Source organism: Microcoleus sp. N3A4, from assembly GCF_036701805.1.
Classification (GTDB): Bacteria; Cyanobacteriota; Cyanobacteriia; order Cyanobacteriales; family Microcoleaceae; genus Microcoleus.
On the sequence record NZ_JAUBRJ010000028.1, the window covers coordinates 12080 to 28842 of the forward strand.

The window sequence follows — 16763 nt, forward strand, 5'->3', positions numbered from 1 at the left end:
ATTAGGTTCTGCGTCCAGGACTGTTTTAGATTTGTCCTCCCATCTAAAATCTAAAATCTAAAATCTAAAATTGATTAGGCTTGCTTTTTCAACCAGCTAAACATAGCTCGCAAATCTTTACCAACTTCTTCAATAGGATGTTCTGCTTCCTGACGGCGCATGGAGGTAAAGCCCGGTTTGCCGGCTTGGTTTTCCAGAACGAATTCGCGGGCAAATTGGCCGGATTGAATTTCGCTGAGAATTTTTCGCATTTCGGCGCGGGTTTGATCCGTGACGATGCGGGGGCCGCGAGTTAAATCGCCGTATTCTGCGGTATTGGAGATGCTGTCGCGCATTTTGGCGAGGCCTCCTTCTACTACTAAGTCAACGATAAGTTTAACTTCGTGCAAACATTCAAAATAAGCTAATTCCGGTTGGTATCCGGCGTCAACTAAAGTTTCAAATCCAGCTTTAATTAATGCGCTCAAACCGCCGCACAAAACTACTTGTTCGCCAAAAAGATCGGTTTCTGTTTCTTCGCGGAAAGTGGTTTCCAGGATGCCGGCTCTGGTGCCGCCGATACCTTTAGCATAGGCCATTGCCCGATCGCGCGCTTGACCGGAAGCATCTTGATATACTGCAAACAAACTCGGAACGCCTTCCCCTTGTTCGTAAGTCCGCCGCACCAAGTGTCCGGGGCCTTTGGGGGCTACCATTACTACGTCTACATTGGCTGGGGGAACAACTTGGCCGAAGTGAATGTTAAAACCGTGAGCAAATGCTAAAACATTTCCTTCTGAAAGGTTCGGTTCGATTTGTTCTTTGTAAATAGTTTTTTGAACTTCATCGGGCAATAAAATCATGATGAAGTCAGCGGCGGCGGCTGCTTTGTCTACCGGGTGAACTGTTAAACCCGCGTCGGTTGCTTTGGCGGCAGATTTGCTACCGGGATACAAACCGACAACCACATTCAGGCCGCTGTCTTTGAGGTTGAGGGCGTGGGCGTGTCCTTGGGAACCGTAGCCGATGATAGCAATTGTTTTGTTGGCTAAGAGGTCTAGGTTCGCGTCGGTGTCGTAATACATACGGGCCATAGTGCTTGTTTCCTGAGATGCAAATTGGGTGATTGACTGCAAAACTCTCATTTTATCAAGTAGGGTGCTTTTTTTTGCAGAAATTTTTCAATTAAGATTTGGACGGGGGAAAATAAAGGTCGATCGCCCTGAATGTCGCAGGGTTTGTCGCCGAGTCTGCGATCGTCAAATATAATTGGTTAATAGCGTGCTGTGCATTTGAAAAAACCTCGCATCTTGCACTATTCTCGCTTAACAGGCTCTCCGGCCTGTTCCACAAGAAAATTTACTCTTTGTGGAACAGGCCGGAGAGCCTGTTCATAAAAGCTTATTGAGAATGGTGCAACATCTCAGAAAAACCCAACTAACTAACTTTTTTCAGATGAAAATAAAGGCAATACATCATGTGGCGATTATTTGCTCGGATTACGAAGCGTCGAAGAAATTTTATGTAGAAGTATTGGGATGTTCCATTATCAAAGAAACTTTCCGAACCGAGAGAAATTCTTACAAACTAGATTTGCGAGTCGGAAATGGCGACACCATCGAGCTTTTCTCATTTTCCCATCCTCCTGAAAGAATTAACAATCCTGAAGCTTGCGGTTTGAGACATTTAGCTTTTGCAGTTGAAGACATAGAAGCATCAGTTGCTTACTTAAAATCTCAACAAGTAGAAGTAGAAGAAATTCGCATTGACGAGATTACAGAAAAACGGTTTACATTTTTCAGAGATCCCGACGACTTACCGTTAGAAATTTATGAAAATTAAGGAGTCTCTCTATTTGGTCAAGCCGTTATTAAGCCAACCAGTCCGTAGTGCTGACTATACAAACTGCATGATTCATTCCCAATCTAAAATCTAAAATCTAAAATCTAAAATTGTATAATGGACAGATTAATCAGAAACACAATCACTATCGGATTGCCGACTTTAATGCTCTTTATCGCCATATTAGCTACAGGAAAAACAGGTGATGCAGCCGTTTGGTCGGGTTTGGTCAAAGTCGGCGGTTCCTTTGGTATGCTGATCGGTTTAGGTGTGTTGGTATTGGCAGGATTTGTTGCCAATTCTGTTAGTTATTTTGTGGTAGATGGCTTGCTGGTGAGATTTTATCAAAAGCGGCGAGAGTTGCACCCGCCAGAACAACTGGTAACAGAAATTGATAAATTGCCGATTACTAACGACCTTAAAATCAAGCTCAAATGGGCGGTGATGTACAGCAGCAACAACAAAAACATTAGCTTGAAGCACGTAATTTTAAAATGGTTTATTATCGCAGCAAGTGTAAATGCCCTATTTTCAATAGTCGGTTATTTGAGAATAACTAACATTTTTTTTGAATTGAGTTCTCATTTTAAAGTACAATATCTGCTGGTTGGTTTCTCTACTGTGATATTTTTCGCTCTGGTGCGCTCCCAAAAAAGATGGTTGTTGGTGAGCGCATTTTGCACGATCGTTAATTTGGCTGAAATTGTTCCTTGGTACTTTCCAGCGCCAGCATTTGCAGGAGCAACTAGCGCACACAACTTGCGGATTTTGCATTCAAATGTTTTAACGAGTAACCGACGCTATTCTGAGGTGATATCCCTGGTTAAAGCAGAACAACCTGATATCGCGGTTTTTGTCGAAGTCAGCACAGTTTGGGCAAAAGAGTTAGCAGTTTTAAGCGAGATTTTTCCTTACTCTTCCAACCAACAAGAATCTGAGAGATTTGGCAGTGCCATCTACAGCAAGCTGCCTTTAAACAATCCCTCTGTTAAAGCCTTTTCCAAGCAAAGAAAGAGCTTGTTGGCGGATGTTCAATTTCAAGGTAAAATCATTTCTCTGATTCTTGCTCATCCGACTGTGCCGATCAAACACCACAGTTTTATCGATCGCAACCAACAGCTAGCAGCCATCGGCGAGTATGCAGCCCAAGTCAAAAATCCGCTGATTGTGGTTGGGGATTTCAATACCACAATGTGGTCGCCATTCTACAAAAATATGGTAAAAACCGGAAACCTGCGAAATGCGCGATCGGGCTTTGGGATTTTACCGACTTGGCCGACTTTTATGCCGCTGGCTTATATTCCGATCGATCACTTTCTAGTCAGCAAAGAAATTGGTATTTTGAAAATTCGTACTGGCCGAAATGTCGGTTCGGATCATTTGCCGTTAATTACAGATTTGGTCATTTGAAGGAAGGATTCGATATTTTCTAACAAATTATTGATTAACTGGATCTGGTATTCCTGAATATTTGTCTGTAGCGGCTCTTTGCTGTCTTGAAAACAGATAACTTTTCCGGCGATTTCCTTGTAGTGTTGCAGCATGGAAAAAGTATCGGTGCTGAAGCGAGCGAGATAGTTTTTAGCAGCCTCGCTGCAAATTTGCGTTACTTGATTGAGATAAGCTTCTGACGATTCAGGCGGCTTTTCATAGCCGGTTCTTTTATTCAAAATATAGCTAGCGCCACCGACTACTGCGGCTCCCACAGGCCCGCCCAACAGCCAACCTAAGCCGGTGGCGATCGCCACTGGAGTTACTTCGCCCTCGATCGACTTTTGAGCTGGAGGTGGCGGCGGCTCCGGTAAACTGATTTGCGGGGATGGAGGAAACGAAATCAAAAGTGCGATCGGCTGTTCTTTCTCAAAGAATTCGCAAGCTTTATTTACCCATTCTGCGATCGTTTGCTGCTGATGTAAGACCTCTCGCTGAAATTTTAGCTTCCACGCATCAAAACTCCCTTCCTGAAGCGACAGCGCCATTTCCGATTGATACCGCTGCAAAAGTGTGGGCTGGTAAAGCCAAATCTCGAATTCGGAAACGCTGGCGTGAAAGCCTTTTGATATCAATTTTTCGGCTTTTTGTTTAATTTCAATTCTGTGCTTGTGCTTTTGTTGAGCTGCGGCTATTTCTGCGGTGACAGTTTCAGATTTCCCTCGGAGAGATTGGCAAATTTTAGTAGCTATAGCTTCAATTCTGGGCAACTTAACTGCTAGTTGTTCCTGTTGAGCTGCCACAATACTTTGCAAAGCCGATTCAAACGCGGCAATTCCTGTAGTTTGGGCGGCCGCCACATCTCCTTTCAGCCTCGCCCTCAAAGCCGGCAAAGCATCGACGCGGTAGATATTGCTGATATTGTTCGGCAAGTTCGAGCGAAAACTTTCGGCAACAAACAATAACCGATTGTAAACTTGTTTTTGGTCGTCTGGTTCGAGTAGATTGAGAAAATTGGCAACAAAGAGTACAGTGTTGATGTGGCGATCGCTCAACCAATCTCTCAAGTTCTCGCGTTCGCCTAAAGTCATCAATTTACGAGCATCTAAAACCTGCACAACCAAATCAGCCGTTAGCAATTTATCTCTTACTAAATGATCCTGTTCTTCGCGATCGTTGGTTCCCGGCAAATCCAGCAATTCCACACCCGTTTGCAGGAATGGATGGGGGCAGTAAACATTCACTGCCACCACATCATCCCGCATTTGTCTCGCGTCGTCAAGGATGGCGTAGCGTTTCAACACATCAGTCCCCGGTTCGCTAATTTCCGTGCCGTCTTTCAGGGTAATTTTTGCGTGCAATTCCTCGCCGTAGTTGACATAAATGGCAGCACCTGTAGTGGGCACGAGGTCGATCGGCAAAGCACGATTTCCCAACAAAGCATTCAGCAAAGTTGACTTGCCGTAATTAAACGGGCCAAAGACAGCAATTTGAAAAGTTGGTTTGGCGAGATAGTCGCAGATTGAGGTGGTATCTCGATAAAGTTGGGAGTTTTTATCCAGTTCGAGAATGCCGAGTGCTGACTTGAGATTGTCGGTTAAATATTGATAATTTTCGGGTTGTTGCATATTTAAGATTATCTCATTGTTGGACAATAAAAGGTTTGAGCGTTCGGACTTTAGTCATCTTCCAAATCCTAGGTACGTAGTTGCGCTTCAGCGCTCTTTGTTTATATATAGCAATCCTCGCATCAGTTGTAAAAATATCTAGGGGTAGTGCTATATGGTGCCTACCCAGCCAAGGCGCGGCAACCACGGGGTTTGCCCCTACAAGAATTACACAAATCATTTAGGATTGCTATATAAGAGCGCTGAAGCGCAACTACGTGCCTTTATTGACTGAATGAATAAAACGATCGCAACACCTTCACCTAGCCGATGCTAAAAAACCTTGATATAGCGATTCTATACTCTGCGACTGGGCAGAAACATTAGCATCCAATTTTGTCAAGCGCTCAGATTCAGCCTGACAATTAATCTCGCGAGATTCCTTTTGTTCCAGCAAATTATCTAATTCAGCTTTCCGAGAATTAATATCATCATTCATGCGATCGCCCACTTCCCGCCCGTAAACATCAAAACACTCTTTCACAGCATCGTGAATCGGCTGCCACTGCTCTTGAGCCACCTGTGGCAGATATTTCACCAACTCTTTTTTCGCTGCTTTCACCAACTCTTTGCGAGCTCCGTCTGCTTGCAAAACCCCAACACCCAGCCCCAACAAAGCCAAGTACAGCGGCCCCAAAACAATCCCCGTAACACTAGCAAGAATCGTACTGACGCTCAACACAGTGATTAAATTAAGCAGGATATTTTTCCAGTCAAAACCCGCTCCTGCCATAGCTACGCCCGCCAGATTTCCGGTCGTTAACGAGAACAATCCCATCGCCCATTTTGCCCAAGCTGGCGAGTTATCTTCCTTCGAGTTGCTGACTGCTGCCGGTATCTTTTGCCCGGTCAGTTTTTCGGTAATTTTTTCAGTCACTTTCGTGTAAGATGCTCCGTAATTTGCCGCACTTTGCGAGAGCTGCGAAAATGCTGAATTCATCTCTTTTTCTGCTGTGAGAGTCCAAGCTGCTAGTTTGTCGTTGATGTACTGCTCTAATGCTCGTCTGAGCGATGCTTCAAAGGCTTCTCGCTTGCCTTGGCTGAAGAAATCCAGAAATTTCAGATCCGGTTGATACCGCAAGAAATCTGTTTCAAAGGTATTTTCTAAGTTGAGAACGTAGGCGCGGAAAGAATCGGCGATCGCCCGCGATTTACTATTTCTAACGCCGATAATTTCTTGTTGAAATTCATCGCGAATCTGAGTCAGCTTTTTAAACTCCGGCTCAACTGAATTAATCTTTTCCTTCAACTCATTGACATCGCGATCGAGTAATGGTAATCGGCGCCCAACAGCTTCGCGGACGCGAGCAGAAATTTGACGCGCCCAAGTCCTCGCCGGACGCAATTCCGAAATCGCCCTTTCCTGCGTCAAAAACGTATTCAGTGCCGCCATAAACTCGGGAAAACCAGTTCCTGCCAAATCCGCATCCGGGTTTTTCATCCGCAACCTGAGCGCCTTAATTGAGGTAATTGCAAACACCCGCTCGTCGTAAATATCGTGTCCTTCTGTTAAACAATATTCAGCCAAATTAGCTTGAAAAACCCGCCGCAGTTTCCCTTCTGCTTCTGCCAATTCTTCAGGATCGTCCGGGTCAATCAAACTTTCCCGCACTTGATCCCAAGCATTGATCAGAAAGAAAATGCTCAAGCCGCGATTTTTGATGTAATTTTCTAGATAGCGTCTTTCACCCATCGTGCAAGGCTGAGTTGCCCTGAGCACGAACAAAATAGCGTGGCAGTTGTTGATGTAACCGAGAGATAATTCGTTGCGGGCTTCTGTATCGTTCAGCCCGGGACTGTCTACTATTTCTATGCCTTTTTCTAGTAAAGGTAAGGGATATTCTACTACGGCGCAATCGATATCTGGAAATGCTGGTTTCTTTTCTTCTTCTAAGCGTTTTGCCTCAGCGGGGTCAATTGTGTAATTCTGTTTGAAACTTTTAAAATCGAGCTGTTGTGGGCTTTTACCGTCATTGAAATAAACGGTAACATTTTTTTCTGAACCGTAGCGCAAAATCGTCAGCAAAGCTGTACAGGGATTTACATCGCTGGGCAGTAAGTTTTCGCCGATTAAGGCATTGAGAAAAGTGCTTTTGCCGCGTTTCATGTCGCCTAAAACTAGCAGCCGAAAGACTCCTTGGCGCAAGTTTTTGCTGGCGAGAGTGATGTCGGCGTTTTCTGTTTCTAAACCGAGTTTTCCCGATGCTGCAGCTCCTGCTAATTCTGATTCGTTGATGGCTGTGGCGATGTTGCTGAGGCGATCGGCAATTTCTCGGCGGACGGCGGCTACTCGCTCTAAATCGTTGAGAAAATTGCTAGTTTCTACTTTAAGGTTCATGGGTTTTTCCTGAGAGTTTCCTGCTTGAGGTTTTCAACTTCTGTTGTCTTGGAAAAATATTTTGTAAGCAATCAAAGCAATGCCTCCAACTATCAGCGCGGCTGCCAGCCAAGATGCGATGCAAACTGCAACGACAACAGCAATGACAATGCCTGTAAATTGAGTGACTGCTATAATTTTTCGGCGCCACTGTTTGAGTTTTCTGTTAACTTGGCTGTCTGGTTCTTCGTACTTGCTCGTTAGATGTTCGGGCACTGAGCGGTCGATTTCTGCTTCTAGTTCGCGGAGCCTAATTTCTTGTTCGCGCCTCCGCAAATCTTGTTCTTTGTGCCGAAGTTCTCGGGCTTTTTTGTCGGGAGAATTCATAAATTTTATCCGAGTTTCCACTGGAAAAATGTGTTATTTATTGTCAATGTTGCGGAGCGATAAGTTCTCTACGACTGTAACTCACATTTTCCCCCGTGTCGAGAAATGTTAAGAAATTTTAAAAAGGGCGATTCCCTACGGGATAGCTACGCTTCACGACCAATTAAGCCGATCGCCCTAGACTGCTGCAAATCATCAATATCCTTCGGGGCCGATAGTAGTGCGATCGCACTCAGCTTCCGACAAATCGACCAAGCGCGATCGAAATAAGTTGCAGCCCGCTAATTGAGCTTTAGTTAACTTTGCTTTATCCAAATTAGCTCGGCTCAAATCCGCATATCTCAAATCGGCATTCGTCAAATCTGCATTGTACAAATCCGCCCCTTGCAAATTGGCTTTCTGCAAATTTGCACCTTGTAAATTGGCGTGGCGCAAATTTGCTCTTGATAAATTTGCTCTTGATAAATTTGCTTCCGACAAGTTGGCTTGATAAAGTTGAATGTCGCCCAATTCAGCATCTTGCAAATCTGTTTGATAAAGATTGGCTTGAGTCAAGTTTCCGTAAGGCAAATAAGCTCGCCTCAGAAGGCTACCAGAAAGATTTATTTCTGCCAAATCTGCTTGAAACAAGTTATCTTCACTTAAGTCAACGGCGTTAAAGTTTCGCTTGCCCTCAGCATACTGAGCGAGCAATTCCTCAGCGCTTAGCTTTTGCATTTTCACCCCTCATGACGACAGCTACTGCAGTCAATCCATAACGATAATTAATGGTTTTTAGTCTGCGTATTTATACTTAGGTATTTCTTATGTTAAGCTTATGTAACAACGGTCGCATTTTTTCTAAGATTTTTTTTATATTTGTAAATTTCTGCCTTGCTCGACCAGTAAGCGGTTAGTAATGTCAAGATCGATCGAGAAACCAAAGCCCATCCTCTACTGAAATATGCCAGAACTTCCTCCCTCCATTGCTCAGCACTACCACGAACGGACAAAATACGACCCTGAAACCATTGCTGCCAAAAGCAAACGGCTAGATTGGACAGAGCAACCTGTGCCTTTCAAAGAATATAAAATTGGAGCGTATTTTGACCTCAAGCCTTATCTAAAAGACCTCTCGGAGGAGTCCGATGCCGATCCCGATGCCCGTTGGTGGCGCCGGTTATCCAGCTTGTTGCTGTGCAGCTACGGGTTGACGGCGAAAGTGCAGACGGTAGACGACAGCTACCTGTATTTGCGATCGGCACCGTCGGCGGGCGGGCTTTACCCAGCAGAGGTTTATTTAATATCCCGCGGCACTGGGCAGTTGCCGGCCGGACTCTACAACTATCAGTGCAGAACTCATTCACTTGTTCATTTCTGGGACAGCGAAGTCTGGCCGGCCTTGCAAGCAGCTTGTTTCCAGTCGCCAGCGCTAGAAAATACCCAATTGGCGATCGCCGTTACCACTGTTTTTTTTCGTTCTTCTTGGCGTTACGAAGACCGAGCTTATCGGCGAATTTTCCTAGACACCGGCCATTTATTGAGCAATATCGAGTTAGCTTGCGCCCCCAACGATTACCGACCTCACCTGATTGGAGGATTCGCCGACGAAGCTGTCAATCAATTGCTATACATCGACTCAGAGCAAGAAGGAGCGATTTGTGTAGTTGCTTTAGCCGACTTGCTAGATATTGAGCAAAACTTGCCTAAATTTAAAACAGCTTTGCCCGGAAACACCACCACAGATTACCCGCAAATTTCCGAAGGTCAACTGTTGGCATACCTCCACAAAGCAACACAGTTAGAATCAGATACCACCGGAGCGGATGGCTGGAAATTTGATGAAAGTGAAGGGGAATTAGACGATAAATACAACTTTCCCTTTTGTACTAAAGTTTCGACTGTCACTCCTTCGATTCCTTGGGGAGTGAACCTGGAAGATTTAGGCAACACGATGCTCAAAAGGCGTTCTACTCGTGCTTATACAGGTGCTTCTTTGAGTTTGGGCGAACTGCTAGCCATGCTAGATTTTACTTACCAGCCACAGCACTATATCGACCAAGGATTAGACAGTTCTCCAGACTATTTCGATCTGAGTTTGATCGAGACTTTTATTGCTGTTTCGGGAGTGAATGGGTTAGAAGAAGGCTGTTATTATTACGCTCCAAAAGCTCAAGAATTGCGGCAAATTCGGTTTAAAAATTTCCGCCGGGAATTGCATTATTTGTGTTTGGGGCAAGACTTGGGCAGAGATGCGGGGGCGCTGTTGTTTCACACGGCTGATTTGAACAGGGCGGTAGCAAAATATGGCGATCGAGTTTACCGCTATTTGCACATGGACGCGGGTCATTTAGGCCAGCGGTTGAATTTAGCAGCTATTCAACTGCGTTTGGGTGTCAGCGGTATCGCGGGCTTTTTTGACGATCGCGTCAATGACGTTCTCGGTATTCCTGCGAGTGAAGCTGTGCTTTATATTACAACTCTCGGAAGACCTCGATCGTGAGAATGACTCATCGGTCAGCATTAGTCAGAAGGCAGAAGATATCCTAAAAAAACCAACCCTGCTCGCGAAGCCGCTGCCACGCTTTGCGAATATGTTGAGGCTTAAATAGTTCGCTCTTGCGAATGTTCCATTCCCGTACAAGTTCGATCGCTCTTTCGGAATCCTCGGCAGCTTCCCTATTTTCCCCAACAACCCAGTGAACAGTTGCCAACAGTTCCATCCCGTAAGGAGTTTCAAAACCATTAATTAACCCGCTCACACGCTCTAGTCTAATATTAGCATCAGCAGCATTTTGTAAAAAATCCCGCGCGGCTATTTTACCTTCAGACAACACATAAAGTTGTGCCTCTTGGCTTCGATCTCCATAACCTCGAATATAATGCCCTTCCAGCTTCTGCAAAACATGATTGAGATTATTTGCGTAGGGCCCGTACTTTTCTTTCACATACTGCAATTTTAGCGGTTCACCTGCTACCTGAAGAAAATAAGCTAGCTTTTGAATTTCCAGCATTGTCAAGCGATAGCCAGGAATTCCGTACAATTCCAGCAAGCTAATAAATAAGGCACGAGCGCGAGTCATTTGGGGTTTTTCGGTGGCAACCCGCATTGAATCAGCTTGCGGAGTAGCCTGCGGTTCAAACAGCAAAACTTGCACGTTTGGCAGTTCCAAAAAAGCTGATTCAATTAGCGGTTTGACTGTCTTCCAAGACAAGCCACCATTCCCGCAGCCTAGCGGAGGAACGGCAATAGAAGTGATGCCTAATTGCTTTACTTCCTGAATCAAAGCTTTTAGTCCAGTTTGAATATCTTCGATTTTTGATTTGCCTCTCCAGTGACGTTTAGTCGGAAAATTAATAATGTATCGAGGATTAAATAGATTGCCAGAAGATACTACAAACATTCTGCCCGGCTGCACTTCACCGGCGCGACAAGCCTTTTCATATTGGCGGAAGTTTTCGGGATAAGCCTGCTTGAACTGCAAGGCAATTCCTTTGCCCATAATTCCCACACAATTAACTGTGTTCACTAAGGCTTCTGCATTTGCTTCTAACAGGTTGCCTTGCTGAATTTCAATCACTTTAATTTCCAGATTCTTTTTTATCTTAATAATACCAGTTTTTGCGAACTATTACTGACGGTTTATGTGTAAAATTTTGTAAAAAATTCTCTGCCTGTGATTTGATTGTAGAATTGATAACGCCGATTTCTGTTATTAGCTGCCAAGGGAAAAAGTTACGAACTAAGAACTCGGCTTGACGCCTGCGCTTTCTGTCGTTGTCTTCGTTTGTGTCGTTCCAGTAACGGGATTCCATAACATCCCAGTCGATCGCACCTAGATCGTTGAGGTCGTCAAAAAACTCGGTGAATGCCATGACTGCATGACCGTCAGTAAAAACAAAAGATAAACCTGCAGCATCTATATTCTCTACACTAGAAACTAGGTGAATGACTGTTGATTGACCTTGACTGTAGCTTTTTACATTGCCCCGATTAATGGTGTATAACATCGGAGAGCGCGGTGCAAAATAAAATGGAATATAATCATGCAATACGCCACCTGCACCGCAGGGAACGCGGATTCTAGCGCGACGATCTTGGATATTTTCGTAGGCGATATTAGTGTAGTTAGTTTTTGTCTCAAGCATAACGTTGTAAGCTAACAATCCACTTTGAGCAATAATAGATTCTAGATTGTCAATGGGGGTGATGTGGTAGATAGGTAATGGCACTGCTGTTATCTGTTTGCTGTTTCAGGTTTAACACATAATTATAATATCTGCTTGGCAGTTAAAGATAAATAATCTTTTCCTATTACTATTTGCCAATGCAAAACCTGCTAAATATTCGGTCCAGCACTGATTCGGTCACTTCTTCGCCCGTAACTTCCCCCAATGCTTGAATTGCCCCGCGCAAATCTATTGTCCAAAAATCTAAAGGCAATTTGTTGCTAATAGTATCCGTGCATTGTTCCAGAGAAATTTTAGCTTTGGTTAACGCCGCTGCTTGCCGCTGGTTGATTGCTAAGTCTGAGTTTGCTGCTTGCAAATCTCCCCCGCTGACAGCATCTAAGATTGCTGTTTCTAAGTCTTCTATCCCTCGATCGAGGGCGGCGGCTGCGGTAACTATGCGGTGAATTTCAGGGGGGAAAGGTAAATCTGGAATTGTTGTTACTAGGTCGATTTTGTTGATAATTATAATTAGCTGGCGGTGCTTTACTTGTTGGTAAATTTCCGAATCGCCCTCAGTCCAACCAGATGCCGCGTCAATTGTCAACAGCACTAAATCGGCTTGTTTTGCTGCGGCGCGCGATCGCTCAACGCCAATTTTTTCTACCTTGTCTTCGGTTTCCCGAATGCCCGCAGTATCGAGCACCTGCACCGGAATTCCCCCGACAACTAGCTGCGATTCTACCACATCCCGCGTCGTACCGGGCAAATCCGTGACGATCGCCCGATCGCTCTTACTCCACGCATTCAACAAACTCGATTTTCCCACATTCGGCCGCCCGACAATCGCTACTTTCAAACCGGTTCTCAACAATTCGCCGCGATCTGCCGTCGCCAAAATTGTTGATAATTCCGCCAAAATATGATTTATTTCCAAACAAGTTTTAGCTTCATCTAAAGGCGGCAAATCTTCCTCAAAATCAATTCTCGCCTCAATTTCTGCCAGCACGTCCAAACAAGTTGTTCTCAATTTGCGGATCGGTGCGGCTAACTTTCCCTGCAAACCGGCTAAAGCACTTTGTGCAGCAGCAGGCGATTTTGCTCCCACCAAATCAGCAATACTTTCAGCTTGAGTTAAATCGAGCCTCCCGTTCAAAAAAGCCCGCAGCGAAAACTCTCCCGGTTGCGCTAATCTCGCCCCATGTTCCAAACACAACTGCAAGACTTGCTGAACCGCCATAATGCCGCCGTGACAGTGAAATTCCACCACATCTTCGCGAGTAAAAGAACGCGGCGCTTTCATAATTAACAATAAAGCTTCATCGACTAATTCTTCAGTTTTGGGGCGATGGATGTGACCGTAAAGAATGCGGTGAGACTCCCAGATTTGCCGTCCTGGGGCGCGAAACAGAGTTTCGGCAATTTTTAAGGCTGCGGAACCGGAAACTCGCACAATGCCGACGCTGCCTTGTTGGGGAACTATGGCAGTGGCGATCGCTGCGATCGTTCCTCCTTTTGTTAGTGATTCAGACATTTTTAATTGCTCTATAGTTCAATAATTATCTCGATCGCCCTATCTGCAATGCCTCGATCATATATGCATTTAATTGCTGTATATATAGATTTCCTAATTCACCCAATCGTCTGATAATTAATCTGCGTTGGAGGGTAGCTATTCGAGTTATATCGTTTCCGGTTGCCTCGGAATAATATATTTGGATAATGTGTCAGTGCGAGCTTAAGAGCTCGCGGCGTGGCTAGCGAGCTCTTAAGCTCGCACTACATAATTCCGATGCTACCGGATTTGATATTACTCTAACTTTAGATGATACTCGCAATCCAGTTGCAGGAAATTCTATATCTTCTATCTTCATAGCAAACTCTTCATTGTTCAATCTGCTCACATTTTGAGACGAAATAAAGCAAACAGTAACTTCATCAGGAATTGAGATAGCACATAGCACTAAAGCAGGACGCAATTTCATCTGACTCAAATCAGTAAAGGGAAATTCGACTAATACAATATCTCCTTTTTTTAGTGTCACGCAATAGGTTCTCCATCTTCGATCGTGTAAATATCTGGTTCGTCATGCAAAAAGTCAAAACAGCCACCGCTTTGAGCAAGCTGCATAAGTTCCTGAGTCGAAGGGTACGGGATCTTTTCTAGTAATTTTTCCGTAATCGCTAATTGCTCGTCTGCGGAGAGAGATAAGATAACTTGAATTAGGGAGTCAACCAGTTGTACGTTCATTTTGAGTCATCTGTTGCTCGGTTACTAAATTATACTATAAGTTGAGGGTTTGCATCTACCGTCAACGGATACGGGCAGCAGACTGGGACTAATCTTAATGCTATAGTCCTCGACGCAGAAATTAGGTTTTTTTACGGAAATACTGCATTCTGGCCTTTAATACTGCGTCCAGGACTGCTCAAATTCAGACAAGGCTCAAAGTCGGGGCGATCGCCTTTAAATTGCCAGCACCTGTAGTCCTACTACTGGGGATTTCTTCTGCTGCTTGGCACACCCGAATCAATAGCTAAAAGTTTGACACCACAGTGATCTATCCTAATTTCATGCGATAATGGAACATTAACAGGGTAGAGGGCAAAGCATGATTGGTCAACTTCTAGACAGACGTTACCGCATCATTAAAGTCACAGACTCAAGTGAGGTGGGAAAAACTTATTTAGCCGCAGATACTCACCGTCCCGGGTATCCGCAATGCACGGTTAGAGAAATGCGGCTCCCCGGCACAAGTTCGCAAACTCCAGAATTAGTCAAAGTTATATTTCAAAGAAACGCAGAAATAATTGAAAAATTGGGAAAACACGACAAAATTCCCGAATTATTGGCGTATTTTGAGGAAAATCAAAGTTTATACTTAATAGAAGAATTTATTGCCGGATCGCCTTTAAGTCAAGAACTAATACCCGGTGAACCTTGGCCTGAAGACAAAGTAATTGCTCTGCTATCAGAAATATTAGAAATTTTGGTGTTCATACACGAGAAGGGTTTCATTCACCGGAGAATTCAGCCAGACAGAGCTATCCGGCGCGAGTCAGACGGCAAATTTGTGCTGATTGACTTTAGCTTAGACAAAGAAATTAACCCGGAACTCGCTAATTGTGATTTGTTGGCGCAAACCTCCCCCAACTCTGTTAAAGGGCCTTTAGGAAAAAAACACGAGTTGGCGGCCCAGGAGTTATACGTGCCGATCGAGCAATCGATCGGCAACCCCCGCTACAATAGCGACATCTACGCTCTAGGTACGATCGCCCAGCTTGCCGTGACGGGACTCTCACCCAACAAACTGAGTGCCTTAAAAAACAAAAAAAGCCAAATTCCCTGGCAAAAGCGGGCAACTTGTTCGCCTGCCCTAGCAGATATTATCGATCTAATGGTGCGCTCCGACTGCGAGGAACGCTATCAGGAGGCCGCCGATGTTTTGGCAGACCTCCAACAAATCGCCGTAAAATGGGAGGTTGAGCCGCCGCCAGCCACAATCATCACGGACGCTATGAGTAAACCGCCGAGACAGCGCCAAATCAGACTGCTGCTGTTGGCTGCAACAGCCGGAGCTTTAATCTTGACAGCAATCATGATTTACTTTTGGCATAGTAAAAGTCCGGGGAGGGCACAAGAATTGTTCGCTCGCGGCGCGGCCAAAGCGCAGCAAGGCGACAAAACAGGTGCGATCGCCGATTATACCCAAGCGATCGCCATGAATGCCAGCGATGCGGAAACTTACTACAAGCGGGCCAACGCTCGCTATGACACGGGCGCCACCGATCTAGCAATACAGGATTACACCGAAGCAATTAAAGTCAATCCCAGCCACACCAAAGCCATCTACAATCGAGGTCTGGCGCGCCGCGACACCGGCGACAAGCGGGGAGCCGTGGAAGATTTCACCCAAGTAGTGCGGCTCAATCCCAGCGACGGTGAGGCATACTCTCAGCGGGGTTTAGCTTACTACGATTTGGGCGACTACCCCCAGGCAATTGAAGACTACACTCAAGCAATTCGGCTCACTCCCAACGATGAAACAGCTTACAGCAATCGGGGTTTAGCTCGATCGGCCGCGGGCGACAAAACAGGAGCAATGGCAGATTTTACTCAAGCGATTCAAATTAGCCCCAAACAAGCTGGCGTTTACTACAGTCGCGGTCGATCGCGGTTTAATCTGGCAGATTATCAAGGAGCGATGGAAGATTACAGTAAGGCGATCGAGTTGGAACCAGAGCTAGCTGATGCTTATACCAATCGGTGCAGCACTTACTTAAATTTGGCAACCTACGACAAAGCGATTGCAGATTGCACCCGAGCCATTAGCCTCGCTCCTAAAGATGAAGCAGCTTATAACAACCGCTGCATTGCTTATCTGAATTTAAAACAATTTCAAAAGGCCGGCGAAGATTGCAGTTTGACGATCGGACTTAACGGCAACAATCCCAAAGCATACAGCAATCGAGGCTTAGCTCGATCGGCTTCGGGAGACAAGCAGGGGGCTGTGGAAGATTTTTCTCAAGCAATTCGGCTCAATCCCAGCGATGCAGTAGCTTACAGCAATCGCGGTACTATTTACTCAGAACTAAAAAATTACCCTTTAGCGGTGGAGGATTTCGCTCACTCGCTGCGGCTCAATCCCAACAATGCTAGCGCTTTTTACAGCCGAGGGCTCGTCCGCCGCCAACTCAAAGACCGTGCTGGGGCGATCGAGGATTTTCAGAAAGCTGCAACGCTGTTTCTAGAACAAGGAAGAGCCGATGGTTTCCAAAACGCACAAGCACAAATCAACGATCCTAAATAAACTATTAGTCATCAGTTATTAGTCATCAGTTATTAGTCATCAGTTATTAGTCATCAGTCATCAGTCATCAGTCATCAGTCATTTGGAAAAATGAAGAATGAAAAATGAAGCAGGAAGCAGGAAGCAGGCAAAATCACTAATCACCAATTTCCTATTTTCAATTTCCAATCACCAATCACC

Annotated in this window: 14 protein-coding genes; 4 read left to right on the plus strand and 10 right to left on the minus strand. The window is 45.1% G+C overall.

Annotated elements, in window-relative coordinates; translation table 11 throughout:
- Window positions 1–74 precede the first annotated feature (74 nt).
- Complete coding sequence (ilvC, locus tag QUA56_RS17405) at window positions 75–1124, minus strand: ketol-acid reductoisomerase (protein WP_333359739.1); 1050 nt, start codon at window positions 1122–1124, stop codon at window positions 75–77.
- A 310-nt stretch (window positions 1125–1434) separates the two neighbouring features.
- On the opposite strand from ilvC, the gene gloA2 reads away from it, so the two are divergent.
- Window positions 1435–1821, plus strand: a complete 387-nt coding sequence (gene gloA2, locus QUA56_RS17410) for an SMU1112c/YaeR family gloxylase I-like metalloprotein (protein WP_333359741.1) — start codon at window positions 1435–1437, stop codon at window positions 1819–1821.
- Between the two features lie 117 nt (window positions 1822–1938).
- The gene (locus QUA56_RS17415; protein ID WP_333359743.1) at window positions 1939–3231 is read left to right on the plus strand and encodes an endonuclease/exonuclease/phosphatase family protein; all 1293 of its coding nucleotides are present in this window, start codon (window positions 1939–1941) and stop codon (window positions 3229–3231) included.
- Here the strand turns inward: QUA56_RS17415 and QUA56_RS17420 are convergent.
- From QUA56_RS17420 to QUA56_RS17435, 4 genes are all read right to left on the minus strand, one after another.
- Entirely contained in the window at window positions 3198–4880 is a 1683-nt protein-coding gene (locus QUA56_RS17420; RefSeq protein WP_333359745.1) for a dynamin family protein, read from the minus strand. The genes QUA56_RS17415 and QUA56_RS17420 overlap by 34 nt on opposite strands.
- A 298-nt stretch (window positions 4881–5178) precedes the next feature.
- Window positions 5179–7257, minus strand: a complete 2079-nt coding sequence (locus QUA56_RS17425) for a dynamin family protein (protein ID WP_333359747.1) — start codon at window positions 7255–7257, stop codon at window positions 5179–5181.
- 33 nt (window positions 7258–7290) lie between these two features.
- Window positions 7291–7623 carry a hypothetical protein gene (locus QUA56_RS17430; protein WP_333359749.1) on the minus strand — a complete coding sequence of 111 codons (333 nt, stop codon included), beginning with the start codon at window positions 7621–7623 and terminating at the stop codon, window positions 7291–7293.
- 195 nt (window positions 7624–7818) lie between these two features.
- Window positions 7819–8340: a pentapeptide repeat-containing protein gene (locus tag QUA56_RS17435; protein WP_333359751.1), complete on the minus strand. Its 522-nt coding sequence runs from the start codon at window positions 8338–8340 to the stop codon at window positions 7819–7821.
- Window positions 8341–8566: 226 nt separating this feature from the next.
- On the opposite strand from QUA56_RS17435, the gene QUA56_RS17440 reads away from it, so the two are divergent.
- Window positions 8567–10105, plus strand: a complete 1539-nt coding sequence (locus tag QUA56_RS17440; RefSeq protein ID WP_333359753.1) for a SagB/ThcOx family dehydrogenase — start codon at window positions 8567–8569, stop codon at window positions 10103–10105.
- 43 nt (window positions 10106–10148) lie between these two features.
- Here the strand turns inward: QUA56_RS17440 and darG are convergent, their stop codons facing one another.
- The 5 genes from darG to QUA56_RS17465 all read right to left on the minus strand — a co-directional run bounded on the left by darG (window position 10149) and on the right by QUA56_RS17465 (window position 14023).
- On the minus strand, window positions 10149–11183 hold the full coding sequence (gene darG, locus QUA56_RS17445; protein ID WP_333359755.1) for a type II toxin-antitoxin system antitoxin DNA ADP-ribosyl glycohydrolase DarG: 1035 nt from the start codon (window positions 11181–11183) through the stop codon (window positions 10149–10151).
- A gap of 25 nt (window positions 11184–11208) precedes the next feature.
- Window positions 11209–11835, minus strand: a complete 627-nt coding sequence (darT, locus tag QUA56_RS17450) for a type II toxin-antitoxin system toxin DNA ADP-ribosyl transferase DarT (RefSeq protein WP_333359757.1) — start codon at window positions 11833–11835, stop codon at window positions 11209–11211.
- An 85-nt stretch (window positions 11836–11920) separates the two neighbouring features.
- On the minus strand, window positions 11921–13306 hold the full coding sequence (mnmE, locus tag QUA56_RS17455; RefSeq protein WP_333359759.1) for a tRNA uridine-5-carboxymethylaminomethyl(34) synthesis GTPase MnmE: 1386 nt from the start codon (window positions 13304–13306) through the stop codon (window positions 11921–11923).
- Window positions 13307–13529: 223 nt separating this feature from the next.
- Window positions 13530–13817: a type II toxin-antitoxin system PemK/MazF family toxin gene (locus QUA56_RS17460; RefSeq protein ID WP_333359761.1), complete on the minus strand. Its 288-nt coding sequence runs from the start codon at window positions 13815–13817 to the stop codon at window positions 13530–13532.
- A complete protein-coding gene (locus QUA56_RS17465) occupies window positions 13814–14023 on the minus strand; it encodes a homeobox domain-containing protein (RefSeq protein WP_333359763.1) in 210 nt (69 codons plus the stop codon). The genes QUA56_RS17460 and QUA56_RS17465 overlap by 4 nt, the downstream gene beginning before the upstream one ends.
- 361 nt (window positions 14024–14384) lie before the next feature.
- Here QUA56_RS17465 and QUA56_RS17470 point away from each other — a divergent pair, with 361 nt between their 5' ends.
- A complete protein-coding gene (locus QUA56_RS17470; protein ID WP_333359765.1) occupies window positions 14385–16583 on the plus strand; it encodes a tetratricopeptide repeat protein in 2199 nt (732 codons plus the stop codon).
- The last annotated feature ends 180 nt before the right edge of the window (window positions 16584–16763 follow it).

Coding starts and splice junctions, on each gene's coding strand:
- QUA56_RS17425 (WP_333359747.1), bottom strand. CDS start 7,257: ATGAACCTTAAAGTAGAAACTAGCAATTTTCTCAACGATTTAGAGCGA.
- QUA56_RS17430 (WP_333359749.1), bottom strand. CDS start 7,623: ATGAATTCTCCCGACAAAAAAGCCCGAGAACTTCGGCACAAAGAACAA.
- QUA56_RS17440 (WP_333359753.1), top strand. CDS start 8,567: ATGCCAGAACTTCCTCCCTCCATTGCTCAGCACTACCACGAACGGACA.
- QUA56_RS17435 (WP_333359751.1), bottom strand. CDS start 8,340: ATGCAAAAGCTAAGCGCTGAGGAATTGCTCGCTCAGTATGCTGAGGGC.
- QUA56_RS17420 (WP_333359745.1), bottom strand. CDS start 4,880: ATGCAACAACCCGAAAATTATCAATATTTAACCGACAATCTCAAGTCA.
- ilvC (WP_333359739.1), bottom strand. CDS start 1,124: ATGAGAGTTTTGCAGTCAATCACCCAATTTGCATCTCAGGAAACAAGC.
- QUA56_RS17465 (WP_333359763.1), bottom strand. CDS start 14,023: ATGAACGTACAACTGGTTGACTCCCTAATTCAAGTTATCTTATCTCTC.
- mnmE (WP_333359759.1), bottom strand. CDS start 13,306: ATGTCTGAATCACTAACAAAAGGAGGAACGATCGCAGCGATCGCCACT.
- QUA56_RS17415 (WP_333359743.1), top strand. CDS start 1,939: ATGGACAGATTAATCAGAAACACAATCACTATCGGATTGCCGACTTTA.
- QUA56_RS17470 (WP_333359765.1), top strand. CDS start 14,385: ATGATTGGTCAACTTCTAGACAGACGTTACCGCATCATTAAAGTCACA.
- gloA2 (WP_333359741.1), top strand. CDS start 1,435: ATGAAAATAAAGGCAATACATCATGTGGCGATTATTTGCTCGGATTAC.